The organism is Haloferax sp. ATCC BAA-644, assembly GCF_000336975.1.
Lineage (GTDB): Archaea > Halobacteriota > Halobacteria > Halobacteriales > Haloferacaceae > Haloferax > Haloferax volcanii.
The window spans coordinates 267,001-288,658 of the sequence record NZ_AOLF01000001.1; the positions used below are offsets into that span (position 1 = coordinate 267,001).

The 21,658-nt window shown below is 65.6% G+C and carries 17 protein-coding genes; 10 read left to right on the top strand and 7 right to left on the bottom strand.

The features are described 5' to 3' along the window. Positions 1-6 precede the first annotated feature (6 nt). Positions 7-1,170 (bottom strand): pyridoxal phosphate-dependent aminotransferase, encoded by a 1,164-nt coding sequence (locus tag C458_RS01230; protein WP_008572505.1) that lies wholly within the window; start codon positions 1,168-1,170, stop codon positions 7-9. 144 nt (positions 1,171-1,314) lie between these two features. Here C458_RS01230 and acs (C458_RS01235) point away from each other — a divergent pair, with 144 nt between their 5' ends. The 7 genes from acs (C458_RS01235) (at position 1,315) to C458_RS01265 (ending at position 10,250) form a co-directional block, all read left to right on the top strand. Continuing rightward, positions 1,315-3,231 carry an acetate--CoA ligase gene (gene acs / locus C458_RS01235; RefSeq protein WP_008572506.1) on the top strand — a complete coding sequence of 639 codons (1,917 nt, stop codon included), beginning with the start codon at positions 1,315-1,317 and terminating at the stop codon, positions 3,229-3,231. A 143-nt stretch (positions 3,232-3,374) separates the two neighbouring features. Continuing rightward, positions 3,375-5,141, top strand: a complete 1,767-nt coding sequence (locus C458_RS01240; protein WP_008572507.1) for a bacterio-opsin activator domain-containing protein — start codon at positions 3,375-3,377, stop codon at positions 5,139-5,141. Between the two features lie 198 nt (positions 5,142-5,339). Beyond that, a complete protein-coding gene (gene acs / locus C458_RS01245) occupies positions 5,340-7,340 on the top strand; it encodes an acetate--CoA ligase (protein WP_008572508.1) in 2,001 nt (666 codons plus the stop codon). Between the two features lie 51 nt (positions 7,341-7,391). After that, on the top strand, positions 7,392-7,829 hold the full coding sequence (locus C458_RS01250; RefSeq protein ID WP_008572509.1) for a DUF4212 domain-containing protein: 438 nt from the start codon (positions 7,392-7,394) through the stop codon (positions 7,827-7,829). Beyond that, positions 7,826-9,475 (top strand): VC_2705 family sodium/solute symporter, encoded by a 1,650-nt coding sequence (locus C458_RS01255; protein WP_008572510.1) that lies wholly within the window; start codon positions 7,826-7,828, stop codon positions 9,473-9,475. The genes C458_RS01250 and C458_RS01255 overlap by 4 nt, the downstream gene beginning before the upstream one ends. A 3-nt stretch (positions 9,476-9,478) precedes the next feature. Further along, positions 9,479-9,967, top strand: coding sequence for a universal stress protein (locus tag C458_RS01260; RefSeq protein ID WP_008572511.1), 489 nt, complete (start codon positions 9,479-9,481; stop codon positions 9,965-9,967). Between the two features lie 67 nt (positions 9,968-10,034). Continuing rightward, positions 10,035-10,250, top strand: coding sequence for a hypothetical protein (locus tag C458_RS01265; RefSeq protein WP_008572512.1), 216 nt, complete (start codon positions 10,035-10,037; stop codon positions 10,248-10,250). 72 nt (positions 10,251-10,322) lie between these two features. Here the strand turns inward: C458_RS01265 and C458_RS01270 are convergent, their stop codons facing one another. From C458_RS01270 to C458_RS01290, 5 genes are all read right to left on the bottom strand, one after another. Further along, complete coding sequence (locus C458_RS01270; protein WP_008572513.1) at positions 10,323-10,739, bottom strand: hypothetical protein; 417 nt, start codon at positions 10,737-10,739, stop codon at positions 10,323-10,325. 491 nt (positions 10,740-11,230) lie between these two features. Beyond that, a complete protein-coding gene (locus tag C458_RS01275) occupies positions 11,231-12,898 on the bottom strand; it encodes an MFS transporter (protein ID WP_008572514.1) in 1,668 nt (555 codons plus the stop codon). Next, positions 12,888-14,297 (bottom strand): metallophosphoesterase, encoded by a 1,410-nt coding sequence (locus tag C458_RS01280; protein ID WP_008572515.1) that lies wholly within the window; start codon positions 14,295-14,297, stop codon positions 12,888-12,890. Before C458_RS01280 ends, C458_RS01275 begins: the two co-directional genes overlap by 11 nt. Then, complete coding sequence (locus C458_RS01285) at positions 14,294-15,694, bottom strand: TIGR00341 family protein (protein WP_008572516.1); 1,401 nt, start codon at positions 15,692-15,694, stop codon at positions 14,294-14,296. The genes C458_RS01280 and C458_RS01285 overlap by 4 nt, the downstream gene beginning before the upstream one ends. Positions 15,695-15,748: 54 nt before the next feature. Then, positions 15,749-16,252, bottom strand: a complete 504-nt coding sequence (locus C458_RS01290) for a hypothetical protein (protein WP_008572517.1) — start codon at positions 16,250-16,252, stop codon at positions 15,749-15,751. Positions 16,253-16,420: 168 nt separating this feature from the next. Here C458_RS01290 and C458_RS01295 point away from each other — a divergent pair, with 168 nt between their 5' ends. Continuing rightward, complete coding sequence (locus C458_RS01295; RefSeq protein ID WP_008572518.1) at positions 16,421-16,885, top strand: DUF1269 domain-containing protein; 465 nt, start codon at positions 16,421-16,423, stop codon at positions 16,883-16,885. A gap of 529 nt (positions 16,886-17,414) precedes the next feature. Here the strand turns inward: C458_RS01295 and C458_RS01300 are convergent. Continuing rightward, positions 17,415-18,662 carry a tyrosine-type recombinase/integrase gene (locus tag C458_RS01300; protein ID WP_008572520.1) on the bottom strand — a complete coding sequence of 416 codons (1,248 nt, stop codon included), beginning with the start codon at positions 18,660-18,662 and terminating at the stop codon, positions 17,415-17,417. A 206-nt stretch (positions 18,663-18,868) separates the two neighbouring features. Between C458_RS01300 and C458_RS01305 the strand changes: the two genes are divergently transcribed. Together C458_RS01305 and C458_RS01310 are read left to right on the top strand one after the other, a co-directional pair. Beyond that, the gene (locus C458_RS01305) at positions 18,869-20,338 is read left to right on the top strand and encodes an APC family permease (protein WP_008572522.1); all 1,470 of its coding nucleotides are present in this window, start codon (positions 18,869-18,871) and stop codon (positions 20,336-20,338) included. After that, positions 20,331-21,137 (top strand): universal stress protein, encoded by an 807-nt coding sequence (locus C458_RS01310; protein ID WP_008572524.1) that lies wholly within the window; start codon positions 20,331-20,333, stop codon positions 21,135-21,137. Before C458_RS01305 ends, C458_RS01310 begins: the two co-directional genes overlap by 8 nt. Positions 21,138-21,658: the final 521 nt, after the last annotated feature.

Consider the following 21,658-nt stretch of genomic DNA (forward strand, 5'->3'; position numbering starts at 1 on the left):
GCCGAGCTACCAAAAGCGGTTCTCGTCGAGCCGCCGCAGCGCCTCCTCGATGGTCGCCTCGTTGCGGGAGAACGTAAACCGGACCCAGTCGGCGGAGCCCTCGGTGTAGAAACTGCTCCCGGGGACGACCGCGACGCCGGCCTCGCGGACGAGTCTGTGGGCGAACTCGGTGTCGTCGTCGTCGCCCGGGTAGCGCGTCAGCATGTAGTACGCGCCGTCCGGTTTCACGGGGTCGAGGCCGACCTCCCGGAGGCCGTCGTACAGCAGTTCGCCGCGGCGCTCGTAGGACTTCGAGAGGTCGTCGTAGTAGTCCGCCGGGAGCGATAGCGCCTCGACGCCCGCCCGCTGGAACGGCGTCGGCGCGCAGATGCTCGTGTAGTCGTGGACCTTCCGCAACTCGGCCGACAGCGGTTCGGGTGCGAGCGCGAACCCGACGCGCCACCCCGTCACGGAGTACGTCTTCGACAGCCCCGTGCAGACGACGGTCCGCCCGGCGAGGCCGTCGATTTCGACGGGGCTGACGTAGTCGTCGGCGTAGACGATGTGCTCGTATATCTCGTCGGTGACGACGACGAGGTCTTCCTCGGCGGCGACCTCCGCGACGAGTTCGAGTTCGGCGGGCGAAAAGACGTTTCCCGTCGGGTTGTGCGGGTGGTTGAGAATCAGCACGGACGCCTCGTCGGCGGCGTCCCACAGCGCGTCGGCGTCGAGTTCGAGGCCGTCTGTGATGTCGAGCGGCATCGGCTCCCCGCCGGCGAACTGGACGGCCGGGATGTAGCTCTCGTAGGTCGGCTCGAAGTAGATGACGCCGTCGCCGGGGTCGCAGAGCGCGAGGAGCGTCGAGACGACCGCCTCGCTCGTTCCCGTGGTGATAGTGACCTCCGTTTCGGGGTCGTAGCGGACGCCCTTCCAGTCGGCGTAGCGCTCCGAGACCGACTCGCGGAGTTCCGGCAGCCCCCAGGTGATGGTGTACTGGCTCGACGTGTCGATTGCCCCTTTGGCGGCCTCCTTCACGCTCGCCGGCGTCTCGTCCTCGTCGGGAATACCCTGCGAGAGGTTGATGGCGTCGTGTTCGTGCGCCTCGCGGGTCATCTCCCGGATGACGGACTCGCGGGTTCCCGCGACGCGCTCGCTCCCGATTCGTCGAGAAAAGGGGGACGGTGTCGGCATACGTGGGCTGGGACCGGCTGCCACAAGAAGCTTGGCGGACGCGCTCGACGCGCCGGGTCGCCCACCCCGACGAACGTTTTAATGCGATGAGGCCGACGTACCTCCTGTATGTCGAACCGTCGTGGGCCGGACTTCGAAACGAGGATGGCCGAAGACGAGGAGATCGACCCCCCGTCGTCGTTCGTCGAGCAGGCCACCGTCACCGACGACTCGGTCTCCGACGAGTTCGAGGAGAACTGGCCCGACTGCTGGGCCCGAGCGGCGGCGACGCTCGACTGGTTCGACCCGTACGAGTCGGTGCTTCCGGACGACGAACCCCCGTTCGAGTGGTTCGCCGGCGGGACGCTGAACGCCTGTTACAACTGCGTGGACCGCCACGTCGAAGCCGGGGCGAAAAACCGCGTCGCCATCAAGTGGGAGAGCCACGTCGGCGAGACGCGGACGTACACGTATCAGGACCTCTACCGCGAGGTCAACGAGTTCGCGGCCGCGCTCCGCGCGCAAGGCGTCGAGGAGGACGACGTGGTCACGCTCTACATGCCGATGATTCCGGAACTCCCCATCGCCATGCTGGCGTGCGCCCGCATCGGCGCGCCCCACAACGTCGTCTTCGCGGGGCTGTCGGCGGACGCACTCGCGACGCGACTGGAGAGCGCGGATTCGGCGTTCCTCGTCACTTGCGACGGCTACTACCGGAGAGGGAGCGCCATCTACCTGAAGAGCAAGGCCGACGACGCCCGTCTCAAGGCCGCCCACGACCTCGAAGAGATGGTGGTCGTCGAGCACCTCGGGGAGACCGAACACCTCGGCGCGGGACAGCACACCTACGACGAACTCGTCGACGCCCACGCCGGCGCGGCGGTCGCCCCGGTCGAACGCGACGCCGACGACGTGCTGTTTCTCATCCACACGTCGGGGACCACTGGGGAACCGAAGCGGGTCGAACACGTCACCGGCGGCTACCTCGCTCACGTCGCGTGGACGTCGCAGACGGTGTTGGACCTCACCCCCGAGGACACGTATCTCTGCACGGCGAACATCGGCTGGATTAGCGGCCACTCGTACGTCGTCTACGGGCCGCTGGCGCTCGGTGCGACGGCGGTCATGTACGAGGGGACGCCGAACTACCCGGAGCGAGACCGCATCTGGGACCTCATCGAGGAGAACGCCGTCGACGTGTTCTACACGGCTCCGACGGCGATTCGCTCGTTCATGAAGTGGGACACGTCGCTCCCGGCGTCGCGGGACCTGTCGAGCCTCCGCCTGCTCGGAACCGTCGGCGAACCCATCGACCCGCGGGCGTGGCACTGGTACTACGAACACATCGGCAACGGGAACTGCCCCATCGTCGATACCTGGTGGCAGACCGAGACCGGCGGGATGATGATTACGACTCTGCCGGGCGTCGAGAAGATGAAACCCGGTTCAGCCGGGCCGCCGCTCCCCGGCGTCGGCGCGCGGGTCGTCGACGGCCGCGGCGAGGAGGTCCCCGTGAACGAGGCCGGCTATCTCGTTCTCACGCGCCCGTGGCCCGGGATGCCGCTCGCCCTGCGACACGGCCACCGCTGGGGCGAGGAGGCGGCGAAACTCGACGTAGACGGCTGGCACTACTTCACCGGCGACGGCGCGAAAGTGGACGACGACGGCTACATCACCGTCCTCGGCCGCGTCGACGACGTCATCAACGTCTCGGGCCACCGCCTCGGAACGATGGAAATCGAGTCGGCCATCGTCGGCGTCGAGGGCGTCGTCGAAGCCGCCGTCGTCAGCGTCGACGACGCCGAGACGGGCGGCATCCACGCCTACGTCACGCTGGAGACGGGCGTCTCCGGTGACGACGACCTCCGCGAGCGAATCGCCGCACACGTCCGCGAGCGCATCGGGCCGATTGCCACGCCGGACGCCGTCGTCTTCACGCCCGACCTCCCGAAGACGCGCTCCGGGAAGATTATGCGCCGGTTCCTCGAAAACATCACCAACGGCGAGGAGTTCGGCGACACGTCCGCGCTCCAGAACCCGGAAATCGTCGGTGAACTCGAATCCATCGTCCGTGACGGCTGACGACGTTTCGGGCAATTCTCTCTAAGCGAAACGCAGTGACTATCGTTCGGGAGCGACTTCCACGCTGATTGTCGCTTTCACCATGTCGGTTCTGTGCTCTCATCGGAAGCTTTAGTTCGCTTATCGACAGTGTTGCGAAACGAATGCGGGACGGAACCTCCGAACCGACGCCGCTGTCGGCGGGCGGGTACGAGCGACTGCGACGGGCGACCGAGACGTACCGCGAGGACCTCGTGCTCCGCCTCGGCGCGGAAGTCGGCCTCACGCCGGCCGAGATGAGTCGGTTCGAACCCGCACACGTAACTCAGCGGCGACACCGGGGAACGGACCTGTACTTCCTCGCCGTCCCGACCGACGGACGGGAGGCGTATCTGCCGAGCGAGGTCGAACACGACGTTCGGAAGTACGTCACGACGACCGGCATCGACGAGACGGAGCGAGTGCTTCCGGTCACGCCGCGGCGTCTCCAGATGCTCGTGGCGTCGATCGGCACGCGCGCCGCCGAGGAGACCGGCCGCGAGGAACTGGCTGAGGTTTCGACTCGCGACCTGCGACGGCACTTCGCCCGAACGATGCTTGCCGACGGCGTCCCGCCGAGCGTCGTCATGCGAATCGGCGGCTGGGACCGTCTCGAGACCCTCGCGCCGCTCCTCGGTGAACCGAGCGAAGACGAGGTGCTCGATGCGCTCTCGCCGGACCCCGCCGACGGCGGCAGTCGTGCCGTCAGCGGCGACCCCGACCGAACGCGTCAGGTCATCGAAGCCGCGCGAAGCGTCGGGTCGGCGCTCTCGGCGGTGAACACGCGCAGCGAGGTCGAACAGGCCGTCTGTGACCGACTCACCGATTCAGACCGCTACCGTTTCGCTTGGATTGAATCGGGCGAAACCGACGCGCGAACGTCGCGCACCGCCGCCGGTCTCGACGAGCTGTCGTTCGAAGCGGTCCGGGGGTCGCTCGCCGGTCGCGGCACCGACTTCACTCGACGCGCGTGCGACACCCGCGACGTGCAGACGGTGCGTCCCGACTCGCTCCCGAACTCGGAACCCGGGCCGATTGCGGTCGTTCCGCTGGCGCACGGCGACACCGCCTATGGAGCGCTCTACGTCGCGCTCGACGGCCAAGCGGTTCCCGACGCCGAGGCGGACGTACTGGTGACGCTGGGTCGCCACGTCGGACAGGCAATCGCCGCCGCCGAGCGTCGGAAGCTACTCCTCGCCGACACAGTCGTCCAACTGGAGTTCGAATCCTCTGACGAACGGGATGTGCTCGTTCGACTCTCCGCGGCCCTCGGCTGTTCGGTTCGGCTCCGCGGCGTCGTCCCCATCGAAGAGCGGTCGTTGCTGTGTTTCCTCACCGTCCGAGCGGCGACGACGGACGCGGTGTTCGACGAGTTGCAAACGACGGACGCCGTCGAGCACATCCGCCTCATTCGCGACCGAGGGACGGAGTCGCTCCTCGAAGTCGCGCTCTCCGCGGGGTCGACGATTACGACGCTCACCTCCTACGACGGCACCGTCTCGCGGTTCGTCGCGGAGGACGGCGTCGCCCGTTTCGTCGGCGAGTTCTCGAACGAAACGCCGCTCCGAGACGTGCTGTCCGACCTGACCGACGCCTATCCCGCCACCGAACTCGTCGCGAAACAGGAGGTCGAACGGCCCACGCGGAACACCGCCGACTTCCGGGCATCGCTCGTGGCGCGACTCACCGACAAGCAAGAGTCCGTCCTGCGGGCGGCCTACCTCGCCGGCTATTTCGAGTGGCCCCGCGGCAGTACCGCCGAAGACCTCGCCGATTCGATAGATATCTCGTCACCGACGCTCCACCAGCACCTCCGAACCGCACAGCAGAAGCTCATGACCGCGTTCTTCGACGACGACACCGACGAACGCGCTTCGACCCTAGACCCTTAGGCGTGCGACGAATTAGCACACGAACGTCCGTTATTGATTGATGGATTATTAAAATTTATAGACAATAGTCTGTGCCGTTCATCTGTGGCTCTGAAGCCTATACGCGCGCCCACAGTCTATTATGTATAATCGTGGTGTTAATTTTCGATAATTAGTTATCCTACTTATGCCCTTTGTCGAGACTCGTTAGCACGTACTATGGCAGACGGTGACGCTGAACTGGAGGCACGGCTAGCAGAACAAGACGAGTTCGAACCCACCGAGGAGTTCGTCGCGCAGGCGAACGTCTCGGACGCCGGTATCTACGACGAGTTCGAGGAGAACTGGCCCGACTGCTGGGAGCGCGCGGCCGACCTGCTCGACTGGGACGAGGAGTACGACGAGGTGCTGGACGATTCGAACCCGCCGTTCTACGAGTGGTTCACGGGCGGCGAACTGAACGCCTGTTACAACTGCGTGGACCGCCACGTCGAAAACGGGGACAAGAACCGCGTCGCCATCAAGTGGGAGGGCGAACACGGCGAGACGCGAACCTACACNTACACCTATCAGGACCTGTATCGCGAGGTGAACGAGTTCGCGGCGGCGCTGCGCGACCTCGGCGTCGAGGAAGACGACGTGGTCACGCTTTACATGCCGATGGTTCCGGAACTCCCCATCGCCATGCTGGCCTGCGCCCGCATCGGCGCGCCCCACAACGTCGTCTTCGCCGGATTCTCCGCCGAGGCGCTGGCGACGCGGATGAACGCCGCGGACTCTCGGTTCCTCGTCACCTGCGACGGCTACTACCGCCGCGGCGACCCCCTCGACCACCTCGACAAAACCAACGAAGGACTCGACAGCGTCGACCACGGCGTCGATGCCACGGTCGTCGTCGACCGACTGGGCGACGACGGCTTCGGCCACGACCTGAAGGGCAACCAGCACGACTGGGACGACCTCCTCGACGAACAGAGCGGCGAGCGAGTCGCGCCGGTCGAACGCGACGCCGAGGACATGCTGTTCCTCATGTACACCTCGGGCACGACGGGACAGCCGAAGGGGGTCAAACACACCACCGGCGGCTATCTCTCCTACGCGACGTGGACTTCGCACGCCGTGCTCGACATCGAGAGGGAAGACACCTACTGGTGTTCGGCCGATATCGGCTGGATTACGGGCCACTCGTACATCGTCTACGGGCCGCTCGCACTCGGTTCGACGACGGTGATGTACGAGGGCACGCCCGACTTCCCGAACCGCGACCGGATGTGGGAAATCGTCGAGAAGTACGCCGTCGATATCTTCTACACGGCTCCGACGGCGATTCGCGCGTTCATGAAGTGGGGCAGCAAGTACCCCGAGTCGCGCGACTTGTCGAGCCTCCGCCTCCTCGGGACGGTGGGCGAACCAATCAACCCGCGCGCGTGGAAGTGGTACTACGAACACATCGGCAACGAGAACTGCCCGGTGGTAGATACGTGGTGGCAGACCGAGACCGGCGGCATGATGATAACGACCCTGCCGGGCGTCAAGAACATGAAACCCGGGTCCGCCGGGCCCCCGCTGCCGGGCATCGACGCCCAAATCGTCGACACCGACGGCGACGAAGTCGAACCCGGCCGGGCGGGCTATCTCACGGTGAACAAGCCGTGGCCGGGGATGCTCCGGACGCTCTACGACAACGACGAGCGCTACGTCTCCGAGTACTGGGCGGAGTACTCCGACACCGACAGCGACGACCCCGACGACTGGGTCTACTTCCCCGAGGACGGCGCGAAAGTGGACGACGACGGCTACATCACCGTCCTCGGCCGCGTCGACGACGTTATCAACGTCTCGGGCCACCGCCTCGGGACGATGGAAATCGAGTCGGCCATCGTCGGCGTCGAGGGCGTCGCGGAGGCCGCGGTCGTCGGCGGGAATCACGAGGTGAAGGGCGAGGCCGTCTACGCCTACGTCATCACCGAAGACGGGTACGAGGAGGGCGAAGACCTTCGTTCGCGCATCATCGAGGGCGTCGAGGACGCCATCGGCCCCATCGCCAGACCCGAACAGGTCGTGTTCACGCCGGAACTGCCGAAGACGCGCTCGGGCAAAATCATGCGTCGCCTGCTCGAAGACGTGGCGAACGGCGCGGAACTGGGGAACACCTCGACGCTCCGGAACCCGGAGGTCGTCGAGGAGATAGCGGCGAAGGTCGGCGCGCGGGGCGACTGACCCGCCGCCATCGGCCGAGCGTATCGAGAGTAACCACGACACGACGAATCTATGTCAAGCGAAACCACCGAGTCAGAGATTGACTCACACGTCGAGAGCACCGACCGGAGCACGGCTCCGAGACACGACGAGATAGACTACCTGTCGCGGGAGGTGAACCTGCTGAAGCCGAGCACCCCGTTCATGCGAGACCACCTGAAAGTAATCTGGACCGGCTTCATCGCGTGGGCGCTGCTCACGTTCGGACCGCCGGTGCTCACCTACGTCGCACCGGCGACGATGACCGCACGGCTCCCGGTCATCGGCTTCCCGATGCATTACTTCCTCGTCGCCGTGTTGTCACCGACGAGTTCGCTCGTGCTCGCGTTCGTCTACTCCCGCAAGCGCGACCAGCTCGACGAGCGCTACGGCATCGACCACACCGCCTCGCAGATGCGCTCGAAGAGTGAGAGCGAGGCCGCCGTCGCCGACGGAGGGCGCGCCGAATGACGCCGAGCGTGTTCCTCCAGTCGGGCGACCTGCTCCCCGAGGCGCTCAACATCTCGTTCAAACTCGTACCGGCTATCATGGTCGTCGGGATGTTGACCCTGTTTCTCGCCATCGGCTACGTGTTCAAGGTCGCTGACACCGAGGGGATGTGGGTCGCCGGTCGGTCGATTGGCAACATCGAAAACGGGATGGCAATCGGCGCGAACTGGATGTCTGCGGCGTCGTACCTCGGGTTAGCGGGGCTCGTCGCCCTCTCGGGCTTCTACGGGCTCGCGTTCATCATCGGCTGGACGGCCGGCTACTTCGTCCTGCTCATCTTCCTGGCCGCGCAGATGCGCCGGTTCGGGAAGTACACCGCACCCGACTTCGTCGGCGACCGATTCAACTCCGACACGGCGCGGGCAATCGGCGCGCTGACGACCATCCTCATCGGGTTCGTCTACTCGGTTGGGCAGGCCCGCGGGATGGGTCTCGTCGGGTTGTACGTCTTCGGGACCGACTACGTCACGATGGTCATCGTGATGATGGCGATTACGGTGGGCTATCTGACCATCTCCGGCATGATGGGCGCGACGAAGAACATGGCCGTCCAGTACGTCATCCTCATCATCGCCTTCCTGACGGCCGTCTACGTCGTCGGCTTCACCGGCGGCTACTCGACGGTCCTCCCGCACATCGAATACGGCCAACTCATCGGCGAACTCTCCACCGAGTTCTCCGAACCGTTTGTCAACGCCGGGTTCTACCTCTGGATTGCCACGGCGTTCTCGCTCATCTTCGGCACCTGCGGGCTCCCGCACGTGTTAGTGCGGTTCTACACGGTCGAAAACGAGAAGACGGCGCGGCAGTCGACCGTCTGGGGGCTGTTTTTCATCCTGCTCCTGTACTGGAGCGCCCCGGCGCTGGCGGCGTTCGGCGTCGACCTCTACGACGCCTCCCAGTACGGCCCGACGTTCGCGGCCAACGGCGGCATGAGCGGCGGTGAGGGGGACCTCATCGTGGTACTCGCGGCGCAGCTTTCGAACCTGCCGACGTGGTTCGTCGGCCTCGTCGCGGCCGGCGGCATCGCCGCCGCCATCGCCACGACGGCGGGGCTGTTCATCACCGCCTCGTCCGCCGTTTCCCACGACATCTACACGAACATCATCAACCCCGACGCGACCCAGCGCCAGCAGGTGTTCGTCGGCCGGGCGACCATCGTCGCGCTCGGCGTCATCGTGACGATAACCGCGTTCGACCCGCCGGCGCTCGTCGGCGAACTGGTCGCGCTCGCGTTCTCCCTCGCGGCCATCGTGCTGTTCCCGATGTTCTTCCTCGGCCTCTGGTGGGAGAACACGAACCGTCAGGGGGCGCTGGCGGGCATGAGCGTCGGCCTCACGCTCTGGGTCGCCGCCGTGGTCAACGACCTCATCTTCCACTTCAGCGACCTCTTTGCCGAGTTCGTGCCGGCCATCGGCGCGGCGCTGGTCGGCACGCCGCTGGTGTTCGTCATCACCATCGCCGTCTCGATGGCGACTGACGAACCGCCCGAGCGAATCAAGAAGATGGTCCGGCAGTGTCACAGCCCCGAACCGATGGGTCAGCAACAGTCCGCAGAAGACGTCGTCATGAGCGCCGACGGGGGCCAGTCCCCCGCGGACGATTAACCAATGTACGAACACATCCTCGTTCCGACTGACGGAAGCGACGCGGCGGAGTACGCCGTCGAACAGGCGGTCGACATCGCGTCGAAGTACGGCGCGACGGTTCACGCGCTGTACGTCGTCGACGTCGACGCCACAAGCTACTCGCTGGGAACGGAACAGGTCGACCGCATCCGGCAGGGCCACCTCGACGACATGCCCGAAGTGAAGGAGGCGGCCGACGCGGCCACGGGCTACGTCGCCGACGCCGCCGCCGAACACGGACTGGCCGTCCGCGAACACGTCGTCCCGGGCGAACCGGCGCGCGCCATCAGGAAGTTCGTCGAGGACAACGACATCGACCTCGTCGTGATGGGCTCCCACGGCCGTTCCGGCCTCTCCCGGGTCGTTCTCGGAAGCGTGACCGAACGCGTCCTCCGGCGGACTCGACTCCCGGTGCTCGTCGTCGACGTCCACGAAAAGAAAGCGGAACCAGACGCGGAAGCGGACGCGTAACGATGTCCGACACCACCCGCGCGAAGACGAGCACGTCGCCCGCGACTCCCGGCGAGGTGCCCCGTCGATGAGCCTCGCGGAGGCGGTTCGCACCCACGTTCGGGAACACCGCTCGGGCATGCTGACCGACCTGCTGTTCGCCCTGGCGTGGGTGACGGTCGTTTCGGTCCTGTTCGACGTGCTCGACGGGCCGCAGTGGGCGTTCTACCTCTGTATGGGTGCGGGCGTCGTCGCGTACTTCGGCTTCTTCGCGTCGGTCGAAGCCGCGCGCGAGAAGCGCTGACGACGGATTCACTCCCGGACTCTCTTCTCGTCCTGACTCGGGGCGGTTGCGGATTCTCGCTCGCCAGCGCGGTCACTCGTTCGTCGCCGTCGCCGACGGCGGACCTGATGTCGTCAGCGCCGCGCCGACCCTCGCACCCGCGCCGCCGATGAGTGCCGACAGGCCGAACCCGAGCACGCCGACGACGAGGCCGGCGAAGAACACCGCGGTCAGCGACATCGACGACCGTCCGTCCAGATAGCTCCACGAGACGAACGCCGCCGCGACGAGACCGTCGACGGTGAGCGTCGTGTTGTACGGTTGCTGTGACGCCCCGGTGTTTTCGACGGTGACGTTCACCGCGACGGCGCTTCCCTCGTAGAGCGTCGTCGGCGTCACCGAGAGGTTCGAATGCGTGATATCCGCGCCGTTCGTGACCGCCGCCGCGCCGACCGGCACCCACGCGATGAGCGAAATCACTGTCACGAGCGTCAGCACGAGTGTGCTCACCCGCTGTCGCGTTATTCCGACCCCCCCTCGTCATCGAGTGTTCGCCTCTCTGTCCGTCCTGCCGTGGCGCCTGATTCCCTCAAATCTCATACTACTGCCAAATACGGATTCACGTCCGATAATTAGGTGATACAGACTAACGGGGATATTGTATAACGATGCCGAATAAAATCAGGCCATTGAATATAAATATTTTAAATATAATTTCGAATCCAACTTTGTTGTGTTTAATACTTGCACGATTATTTATAGAAACATTTTACAAATTCTAGGATTTGTATTTTGAGGGTTGAATTGAGATGTCTAGATGAGTCTTCTCAGTCATCTCAAAATTTAATATTGATAGTTTTATACATTATTGTCTGGTAGGGGAGTTATCAAAATAAATATTTTGAACGACGGTCTCACGCCAGTCTGCTCGTTCGACGCACTGTTGTCACGACGCCGACAGCGATGAGAGCGACGGCAGCGAGCGACGCTGTGCTCACGGCTCACGGGCCGCCGCTGGTCCCTCCGTCCGGTAGAAGCGTCGAAACGAGGAGCACGAGCAACACGAAAAGGGCGAGGAGGAACAGCGTCGCCCGCTGTGCCTGCACTATCGCGGCGTCGAACACGCCGGCCAGTAGCTCCCGTTGCGCCGGCGTGAGGCCGGCGAGAAACGCCCGTTGGGTCCCTTCGGTCGCCGTCTCGGCGGCGGTTTCCAGCGCGGCGACGAGCGCCCCTCGCTCGCTCGCTGACACGCTCGCGCCCGCGGCGGCCAACACGCCGTCGACGACGCCGTCGTAGAACCGCCTGAGCAGGTACGTGCCCACGATGGCGGTCCCGAACGAGTAGCCGAGCATCATCGTCGCGTTCAACAGCCCGGACGCCGCCGCCGAGTCCCGCTGGTCGACCGCCGAGAGCGTCATATCGATGAGCTGTGCCATCACGAGGCCGAGCCCGAGGCCGACGAGCGCCATCGGCACGGCGAGCTGTGCGACTGTCGCGTCCAGCGCCGTCTGCGACGCGAGCGCGAGCACGCCGAGTCCCATGAGGACGACGCCGGCCTGAACCAGCAGTTTCGGTGCGACGAACCGCCGCCAGCCGGTCGTGAAGACGGACGCGACGAACGTCGCAACCGAGAACGGGAGCATCGCGACGCCGGTCTCGAACGCGGTGTATCCGGCCCCGGTCTGGAGGAAGAACGGGACGACGAAGATGAACCCCGCGAGGACCAGCGACCGCGCGGCGTTCGTGGCGATGGCGGCGGTGAACGCCCCGTTCGACAGGAGGTGGACCGGGACGAGCGGCGACCCTCCCTCGCGCTCGACGCGGCGCTCGTACTGGACGAAGGCCGCGAAGACGCCGACGCCGATGCCGACGAGCCAGACGGTCGGAGACGCGCCGAACAGGTCCAGTTGCACGCCGCCGACGACGAACGGCCGGCGGGCCGCTAGCCAGCCGTACCGCCCGGCCAAGAGGACGCCGGCGACGAGGGCGGTCGTCCCCGCCACCGAGAGGAGCGTACCGCCGATGTCCAGTTTCGTCGGCGTCTCGTTCAGGGACGCCTCCGGGAGATACCTGACGAACGCGAGCGCGACGAGGACGATTAGCACCTCGATGCCGAACCCCCAGCGCCAACTCGCAAACGTCGTGACCGCGCCGCCGAGCAGCGGCCCGAACGCGGCACCCGCCGCGTTCACGCCGGCGAGGATGCCGAGCGCTTTCGCCCGGTCCGCGCCCTCGTAGCTGACGAGGAGGACGGTGAACGTCAGCGGGAGCAACACGGCGGCGGCGGCCCCCTCGATGACCGACCAGCCGACGTAGAGCACGACGACGTTCCAACTCAGTGCCGCCAGCGTCGTCCCGACGCCGTACACGAGGAGCGTCGCGGTCATCAGCCGTCGAACCCCGTACATCGACGACAGCTTGCCGCCGGGGAGAATCAGCGCCGCCATGACCATCGCGTAGAACGAAATCGCACCTTGGACGACCGTGACGGTCGTGTCGAGGTCGGTGACGATGGACGGAATCGCGACGTTCATCAGCGTCGAGTCGATGACCCCGATGAACATCGCGAGACTCACCGCCACGGCCGGCCCCCAGTACGCCAGCCCGCTCGCCGAGTCGGTCCTCGCTCCCCTCTCGTCGAGAACGTGCGCGTTCGCGTCAGAGTCCATCGTCCTCGATACCACGTCTCGTTCGATAACCCTCTCTGCGCACCGGACGCCTCGGAGCCTCAGTAGTCGCGTCACCGCCACTCGGGTTCGTTGCGGCCGCGCCGCTTGATTCGGTGGTCGGTCGGACGACCGTCCGGGACGGAATATCGTCTTCCCGCCTCGGCGCTGGTGTGACGAGCCGTTGGAACCGCGTCTCCTCGTTCGGTGCGTCCTTCGCCACGCGTTCGTAGTCGACGGCGACCCCGCCGTCTTCCGTCGCGGACACGCGCACGTAGTTGAGTTGGTACCACGAGTAGAAGACGGGCGGGAGGACGCCGAACGCGGACTCGACGCGCCGCAGTCGCTTCAGCCACGTTCCCGTGTTGACGACGACCCCACCGTCGAGTTCGGTGACCGCGGGCCGGTGGGTGTGGCCGTAGACGAACACCGCGATTGTCGGGTCCGACGCGAACAGCTCTCTGGCCGCCGTCAGATAGGAGTCCGCCGCCGACCCCCGTTCTTCCGGTCGGTCGATGCCGAACCGCCGGAGCGTCTTTCGAACGTCCCTGGCGAGGACGAAAAGCGGTATCGCGACGAGCAGCAGCAACAGCGTGACGGCGAGGTTTGCGGTCAAAAGCAGGTCGACCAGCGTCCCGACCGGGCCGAACAGCCCGAGGAACCGTTCGATGAGGTCCATTGGGAGCGACCAGACGCCGGCGGCGTCGAGCGCAAACGCGAGCACGTAGAGAAATCCGACGTTGAACAGGAGGAGAAACGGGGCGGAGACGTATCTGAGCCACGGGCTCATCTCCCGATAGAAGTAGTTCGACAGCATCCACGCGGGAATCTGCGTCATCGGCGTCACGGCCTGCACGTCCTTGAGCCAGTTGAACTTCCCGCGCTCGGAGAGCCGGCCGGCGCGGCTCGTGACCTGTCTGTTGACGAAGTAGCCCGGCGGGTTCGCGTGGGGGTTTCCGAAGTCCGGAATCCGGTTGTTGGGGTCCCGCTGCATCCCGTGTTCGACGTAGACGATGGCGTCACCGACGCGCCGGGTTATCGAGACCTCCTGCCGGAGCGTGACGTTGAACTCGGCCAACCGGTCGACGTACTCCGGGTAGGCGGCGAGTTCGTAGTCGTGATTTCCGGGGATGAGCGTGATGGGGACCCGGTCGCCGGTCGCTTCGAACTGGTCGAACAGCTCCGGATAGCGGCCGACGAGCGCGTCGAACTTGTCGAGGCCGTCGATGTCGGTGAACTCCCACAGCCCGAACGCGTCGCCGTTGATGATTAGCTCGGCGTCCTCGTCGGTCGCTTCGAGCGTCCGCAGGAACGACAGCAGTTCGTCCAGAAAGTCGACCTTCCCCAGTTGCTCGTCGCCGCCGATGTGGAGGTCGCTGATGAAGTAGTACGCGTCGGTCACGGCCGTCCCTCCGGAGTGCGAGCGAACGGGGGTCGGTCGGGGAGGGCTGACGGGCGGTCGAGAGAGATATTCACGGGAGCAAGCCCACCGGTCGAGGCCTGTGTTGCCGTGTCGTCGGAGACCTGCGCTTCCACGAAGCCGACTCTGACGACCACGTCCCGGCCCAACTCCGCGGTCAGTTGGTCGTCGAACCGCTGTGCGAGGTCGGGCGGCGCTTGCAGGTCCCGCGGAATCCCGACCAGCACGTCGACTCGCGGCTGGTTCCCGAGGAGGTAATCGATGGGCCGGTAGTCGACCGTGACGCTGACGAGTTCGACGCCCTCGATGTCCGCCTCGTCGAACTGCCGCTGGAGTTCGGCCTGCGTCTGTCGCTCGAACGACGCGGTCTGGAACGACGCGTACGTCACCCCGGCGAGGACGAGCGAGAGCACGGCGATGCCCACACCGATGACGGCGATACGGGTGGCGACCGACGTTCTGACGCCCTCCCGCTCGTCGGCGTCGAGCGGTTTGAACCCCGACAGATAGAACAGAATCAGCGCCGAGAGGTTGATGGCGAGGAGGTTGACGACGACGAGCACCGCGCCCGCGACGGCGACTCCGGGGAGTCCGAACGCGATACCCAGCCCCGATGTCGCCGCCGGCGGGACGAGCGCGACGGCGATGGCGACGCCGACGAGCGTCGACCCGGACCCGCGCATGATGCTTATCGCCCCCGCGATACCCGACCCCAACGCGAGAAACAGCGACAGGACGTTCGGACTGGTTCGCTCTGCGACCTGCGGTATCTCCTGAATATCGACGCCCGGCGGAATGAGAATCGTCTGCTGGAGCACCACTCCGAGCACCGCGGCCGTCGCGATGGCCGCCGCGAGGCCCGTCACCTGGAGGACGACGCCGCGAGTCGCCATCCGTTGGTCGGCCAGTATCGCTCCGACGGACGCCGAAACCGCCGGTCCCATCAGGGGGGCCACGACCATCGCGCCGATAATCGTCGCCGCGGAGTCGAGAAGCAGTCCCGTCGCGGCGATGACCGTGCTGAGTATCAGGAAACTGAAGAACGTCGAGTTCGCCGGCGCGAGGTCCTCGGCCCTGGCGTGGAGTTCTTCGCGGGAGATTCTGAGCCCGGGAAAGCGCTCTTTCAGAGCCGAGAGCCGCTGCGAGACGACCGTCTCCGTGGGGAGCACGATGGTGTAGCTGTCGTCTCGGACGCCCGCGTTCGTCAGCTTTTCCATCACCGTCTCGACGCCGCCGGGCGGGACCGGAAACTGCACCATCGCCTCGAAGTCGCCCCGGCCGACCTCCTCGAAGACGGCGTAGTCGACTCCCTGTCCGTCGAGCGACTCCAGTACGCTCTCTCGGCTCCCCCGGGGTATCAGCACCTGAACGAGTCGCATACGGGATACAACGTCACGAAGCACCAAATAATATGAGTGCTTTGATAGGATACCTCACCCGCTTGTCTCGCTCGGCGTATCGGCAACGGCGAGCGTCTCCCCGATGGCGTCGATGAACGCCCGCTCGGCCGGGCTGACCGGCCGGCCGCCCAGTCGGAGTATCCCCCCTTCGACCCCGGCGTCCGCGACCCGTTCGGCGCACCAGCGAACGAACCGTCCGTACTCGTCTCGTTCCGCCGGGGTCGCCCGCGCTCGGATGACTGCCGTCGCTTCCCGGCAGTGGTCGTGCGCGCGAGCGATTGCCACCGGGCGAGTGAAATCTCGCGTCTCCGCGTCGCGTCGCACCCGGTCGGCGTTCACCCGGACGAACCCGGCGACGTGGGTGACGAGCTCCGACTCCGGGCCGAACTCGTCGGTGTGTCGGAGAGTCCGACGAATCGTCTTCAGCTCTCGCCGCAGGCCGCCGTTCGAGGCGACGACGACGCCGAACATCACCTCGACCGGCGTCTGCGCGAGCGTCCGCCACTCCGCGGGCGTGAACGACTCTCGATCGGTCATACCGGAGATTGGCGGGCGGAGACCATAGAGATGCGGGTCCTCGCGCCCCGTCGGATTACTGGATACGAGACAATCACAACCTCGATAAACGCAGTTTATTATGCTTTCCCGCTTACGTGTGAGTGAGTTGATGAGATGAGTTCACTAGTCGTACTCGCGTTCGATACGATGGACGGCGCGGAGAACATGCGGGAGAAACTGTACCACCTCCAGAAGCGCGAACTGATTACGATAGAGGACGCCGCCATCGCCGTTCGAAAAGAGAACGGGCAGGTGAAGGTCAAACAGGCACAGAGCCTCGTCGGCGTGGGCGCGCTCGGGGGGTCGTTCTGGGGACTTCTCATCGGCGTCATCTTCTGGATGCCGTGGCTCGGGATGGCGGTCGGAGCGGTGACGGGCGCGCTCAGCGGGAAGTTCACGGATATCGGCATCGACGACTCGTTCATCAAAGAGGTCGCGAACACGGTCGAACCCGGAACCTCCGCGTTGTTCCTGTTGTCCCGCGGCGCGCAGACGGACCGAATCAAGGCGGAACTGTCGGACGACGAGTTCGAGATTATCGAGACGAACCTCTCGCCCGAGGACGAAGACCGACTTCGTGAGGCGTTCGCCGCCGAGGAGATTGCGGGATAGATTCCGAACGGCCACAGGTGACCGTCTGCGCGGTGCCGAGAGCGTCGTCCACGCCTGACGACGTGTGCGCCGGACACTCCGGAGCGGTCTAGTTTACCCTTTTCGCGATTCCCGCTTCGTCCTGTTCTCTCGGAGACGTGCGACGAATATCTGTGAACCGCCTCAGACGGACGTTTCGACGCTCGCAAGTGTCTTACTCCCCGGAACGTGAGTCTCTATACTTTACAAAGGTAGTCGTGTAACAAAAACATCGGTGAGTCATCATTATCGGGGGTGAACGAGTGTCCGATGGCTGCGTAGTCTGCCAGCGATTCGTGAGAAGAACGTCTCTCTGGACTGAGCAGAGCGTTTCCGTCGAACCGCCGGTCCGTTCCGAACGCTGGCGGCTTTTCAGTACAGAAATGCGGTCGCATCGCTGTCGGTCTGCATACCCTCGGAGACTCCCACCACGAGATAGTTGTATATCGCGACATATGATTTATCAGGCCGCCGACCCACCTCGTGTCTCACGCAGCGACCGGCGCGACAGTCACTGCGGCATCTGCGTCTCGACGGTCGCAGACTCGCCGGCGGACTCGAACACCGCTGCCAGCGTCTCGCGCATCGCCTGCCGGCGGAACGACCGGCGGCGCTCCTCGGAGAGGTAGTTCGACATGACGACACCGGCGCTTTTCGACCCTTGGTCGGCGGCGACGCCCTCCAACTGCGCGAGCATCTCGTCGACCGCTTCCTGATATGCCGTGTACCAGAAGCGCCGACAGAGTTTCGCGGTCGGAACCTCGCCGTCGACGGTCACGCCCGCCTCGTCGGCGAGGCGCTTGAACCGGCGGTTGACCGTCTCGCGGGCGATGTGACCCGAGGCGGCCCGCGAGGAGGGAAACAGCGCGCCGTTCCAGTCGTCGTCCGCGGCGAGCGCGTCGATGCGCGCGGCGACGGCGTCGACGCCGTAGAGGAGCGCGACGGTTCCCGGCCCGTTTTTGCGCTCGTCGAACGCGATGTGGGGGTCGTCGCCGGAGAGGGCGAGCTGGGAGGCGCGGAGCGACGCGAGTTCGTTCGGTCGCAGCCCCCACCCGGCGAGTCCGAGGACGAGAAGCCGGTCTTCGAGGTCGTCGGCGACGGCGTACACGTCGCTCACTTGGTCGGCCGTCATCGTGCGGTTGTCGGGTTGGCCCTGCTCCCAGCGGAACTGTTTCGCGGCGTTCTCGACGGGGTTGTACCGCGCGCGCCGGAAGTCGACGAGGTACTCGTAGAACGACCGGACCGTCTGGAGGTATTTGAGCTTCGTTCCGTCCGTGGCGAGCTCGGCGTCGAACTCGTCGAGGACCGCGAGACAGCGGTCTATCTCGTCGGGCTCGGCGTCGCGGTCGTCGAGCCGGGAGAGCAGGTCCGCCGACCCGTACCGGTCGCGGTAGATTCGGGCGAACCGCGCGAGGTGGGTGCGGCGGGTCGGCAGCGTCGAGTCCGCGAGGCCGCGCCGCGATTCGAGCATGTCGAGATAGGACTCGAACGCCTCGACGGTGCGGTCGTCGTCGACGCCCCAGTCGTAGCTCTCGTCGTCTCCGTCGCCGAGGCCGACGACCTCGACGAAGAACTCCCGCGGGGTGAGGTCGTGTTTCTCGCGGAGCGCGTAGGCGATGCCCGACCAGCCGCGTTCGGTCAGCCACGCGTAGGTCGGCACGTCCCGCGTCGGGTCCATCCCGTCGCGGTCCATCGCGGGCGCGATGGTCTCCCAGTAGAACGCTTCGAGCTCGTCGAGCGACTTCCGTGACCAGTTCACCGCGGCTCACCCCGCCCGAACCGGCCGCCGCGTCGCGTTCCGTGCGCCATCGTTCTGTATGCAGGGCGTGCCGCGGACGGATTAACCCTTTCTCTCGTCGGGGGCGACGACGCACCGCCGGCGGTGTCGCACCCACCGGCCGACCGACTGCCCTCAATATGACGGGTAGTAGATATATTGGGGAGCCGTGATAACAGGGCGTTACAATGTCCGATGGAAACGACGGCGGTTCGGTGCTCGGGGCGGACCCGCCCGACGGCGGGGAACCGGTCGGTGACGCGGACCCGGCGGTCGATGTCGGGGCCGCGGCCGACGAGGTGACGGTCCTCGAAAGCGGGACCGAGTTGGAGCGAACGATCGGCCTCCGCGGCGGGTTGGCAATCGGTATCGGGACCATGGTCGGCGCGGGTATCTTCGTCTTCCCCGGTCTCGCCGCCGGGCAGGCGGGCCCCGCGGCCGCGCTCTCGTTCGCGCTCGGGGCGGTCATCGCGCTGTTGGTCGCGCTTCCGACCTCCGAGTTGGCGACGGCGATGCCGAAAAGCGGCGGCGCGTACTACTTCATCTCCCGCGGGATGGGGTCGGCGTTCGGCGCGGTCGTCGGCATCGGTCTCTGGCTGGGGCTGGTGTTCGCCTCGGCGTTCTACCTCGTCGGCTTCGCGCAGTACGCCATCGCCGTGCTGGCGGAGTTGGGCGCGGCGTCGATGGTTTCTGACCTGCCGCTCGTGGCGACGCTCGGCGTCGGCTTCGGGCTCGTCCTGACGGCGCTCAGCATGTTCGGGACCGAGAACGCGACGAAGCTGCAAAACGGTATCGTGAGCCTGCTTCTCGGCATCCTCCTCGTGTTCCTCGTCTACGGCTCGCTCGACACGCTCGGGCTGTTCGGCCGGCGGACCGTCCCCGAGGAGTTCATGCCCTACGGGACGCTCAGCATCTTCACCACGGCGGCGCTCGTGTTCACCTCGTACCTCGGGTTCGCGCAGGTGGCGACCGTCGCGGGCGAGATAACGAAGCCCGGCCGGAACCTCCCGCTGGCGATGGTCGGGTCCGTGGTCGTCGTCGGGGTGCTGTACGTCGTGACGATTCTCGTCTCGACCGGCGCGTTCGGGAGCGCTAGACTCGCCACCTTCGGCGAGACGGCCATCGTCGAGGTCGCCCGCTCGTACCTCGGCTTCCCCGGCGCGGTCGCCATCCTCGTCGCCGGGCTCTTCGCGACGGTGTCGAGCGCGAACGCCTCGATTCTCAGCTCGTCGCGCGCGCTCTACGCGCTCAGCCGCGACGCGCTGGTCCCGCCGCAGCTCGCGCGAATCAACCTCCGGTACGGGACGCCCCACGTCGCGCTCGCGCTCGTCGGCGGGCCGACGGTCGTCCTCGTCGCCGTCGGCCGGACGGAGGTGCTCGCAGAGGTCGCGTCGTTCCTGCACCTCGTCACCTACGGGCTCATCTGCGTGGCGCTCATCGCGCTCCGTCAGTCGAACCCCGCGTGGTACGACCCGTCGTTCCGCGTCCCCGGCTACCCGGTCGTCCCGGTGCTCGGGGCGCTCGCGAGTTTCAGCCTCGTCGCGTTCATGCAACCGCTCTCGCAGGCGGTCGGCGTCGTCGTCGCGCTCGCGGCGCTGGCGTGGTACTTCGTCTACGCCAGAGACGTGCGCCTCAAGGGGGTGAGCTCAGATGCGTAATTCCGACGACGTTCGCGTGCTCGTCCCCGTCGCGGTGCTCGAAGGACAGGTGATTCCTGACCAACTGACCCGTCTGCTCTCGGGGACGACGGTCGTCATCCTCGCGTATCACGAGATTCCCGAGCAGACGGCCCCCGAACAGGCCAGAGAACAGTTCGAACCGAAGGCGCGCGAGGAGCTCGACGAGCTCGTCTCGGTGTTCGAAGCCGCCGGTGCGACCGTCGAGACGCGGCTCGTGTTCACCCACGACGCCGACCAGACGATGGAGCGCATCGCCACGGAGGCGGACTGCGACGCGGTGTTGCTCTCGAACCCCGCCCCGATTATCGACCGCGTTATCGTCCCGGTAAAAGAGGATATCAACCTCGAAACGATTACCAAGGTCGCCGCGGCCGTCGGGAGACACGAGGATATCGAGCTCACGCTGTTCCACGCCGCCGAAGAGGACGCCGCGGTCTCGGACGGCGAAGACCTGCTCAGCGAGGTCGCCAACGAACTGGCCGCCCTCGGGGTCTGCCGCGAACACATCTCGCGCGTCGTCGTCGTCGCCCAGAACCCGCTTCAGGCGCTCATCGAAGCCGCTGACGACCACGACGTGGTCGTGATGGGCGAGGAGAAACCCACGCTCCGCGGTCGGCTGTTCGGTGAAACGTCCGACCGCGTCGCCGAACAGACGGTCGGTCCGGTGCTCGTGGTCCGGCGACCGCTCGACACCGAATCCGGTGAGCCCGACGAGCCCGACGAGCCCGACGAATTTGACGCCCCCGGCGACCCCGGCGACAACGCCGACCCGGCGTGAGAGAACCACCTCGTCCCTCTCTGACGCTCTCGTTATAGTATTGCGACAACAAAACATGTTTTATGGAAAGCGTTGATTGATGAGATAGAATTAGAAATTTTGAACACTTCACAAATTTCACAATTTGTAGAAATTTCATTTTATTACGTTTAGTATAACCCACTGGGTCGGTCCGCTCGTATCGCCGTTACCGTTCGAAACAGTTGGACATTCAGGCGACGGATATACCATATCTGGCACCGTATTATTGTTTGTAATATACAATATCCTCGCGACCAGAAGACCGTGTTCGACTGCTCTTCCGCGTCTCGACTCGTCCGATCGGTGCGGAGTGTTCGTCTATCGACGACGAACTCGGCCGGTCCGGTCGTGCGCGGACGACATTCGAACTTCGGCGTGCGGAACTGTGTCGCGTGACCGCACTTGCATTACACACATAGCCTCGTAATAGAATTCGGCTCGTCCGTCGGGGTGATAGTCGTCGTCCGCCCTTCGGTGAGGCGTCTCGGTTGCGGTGACGA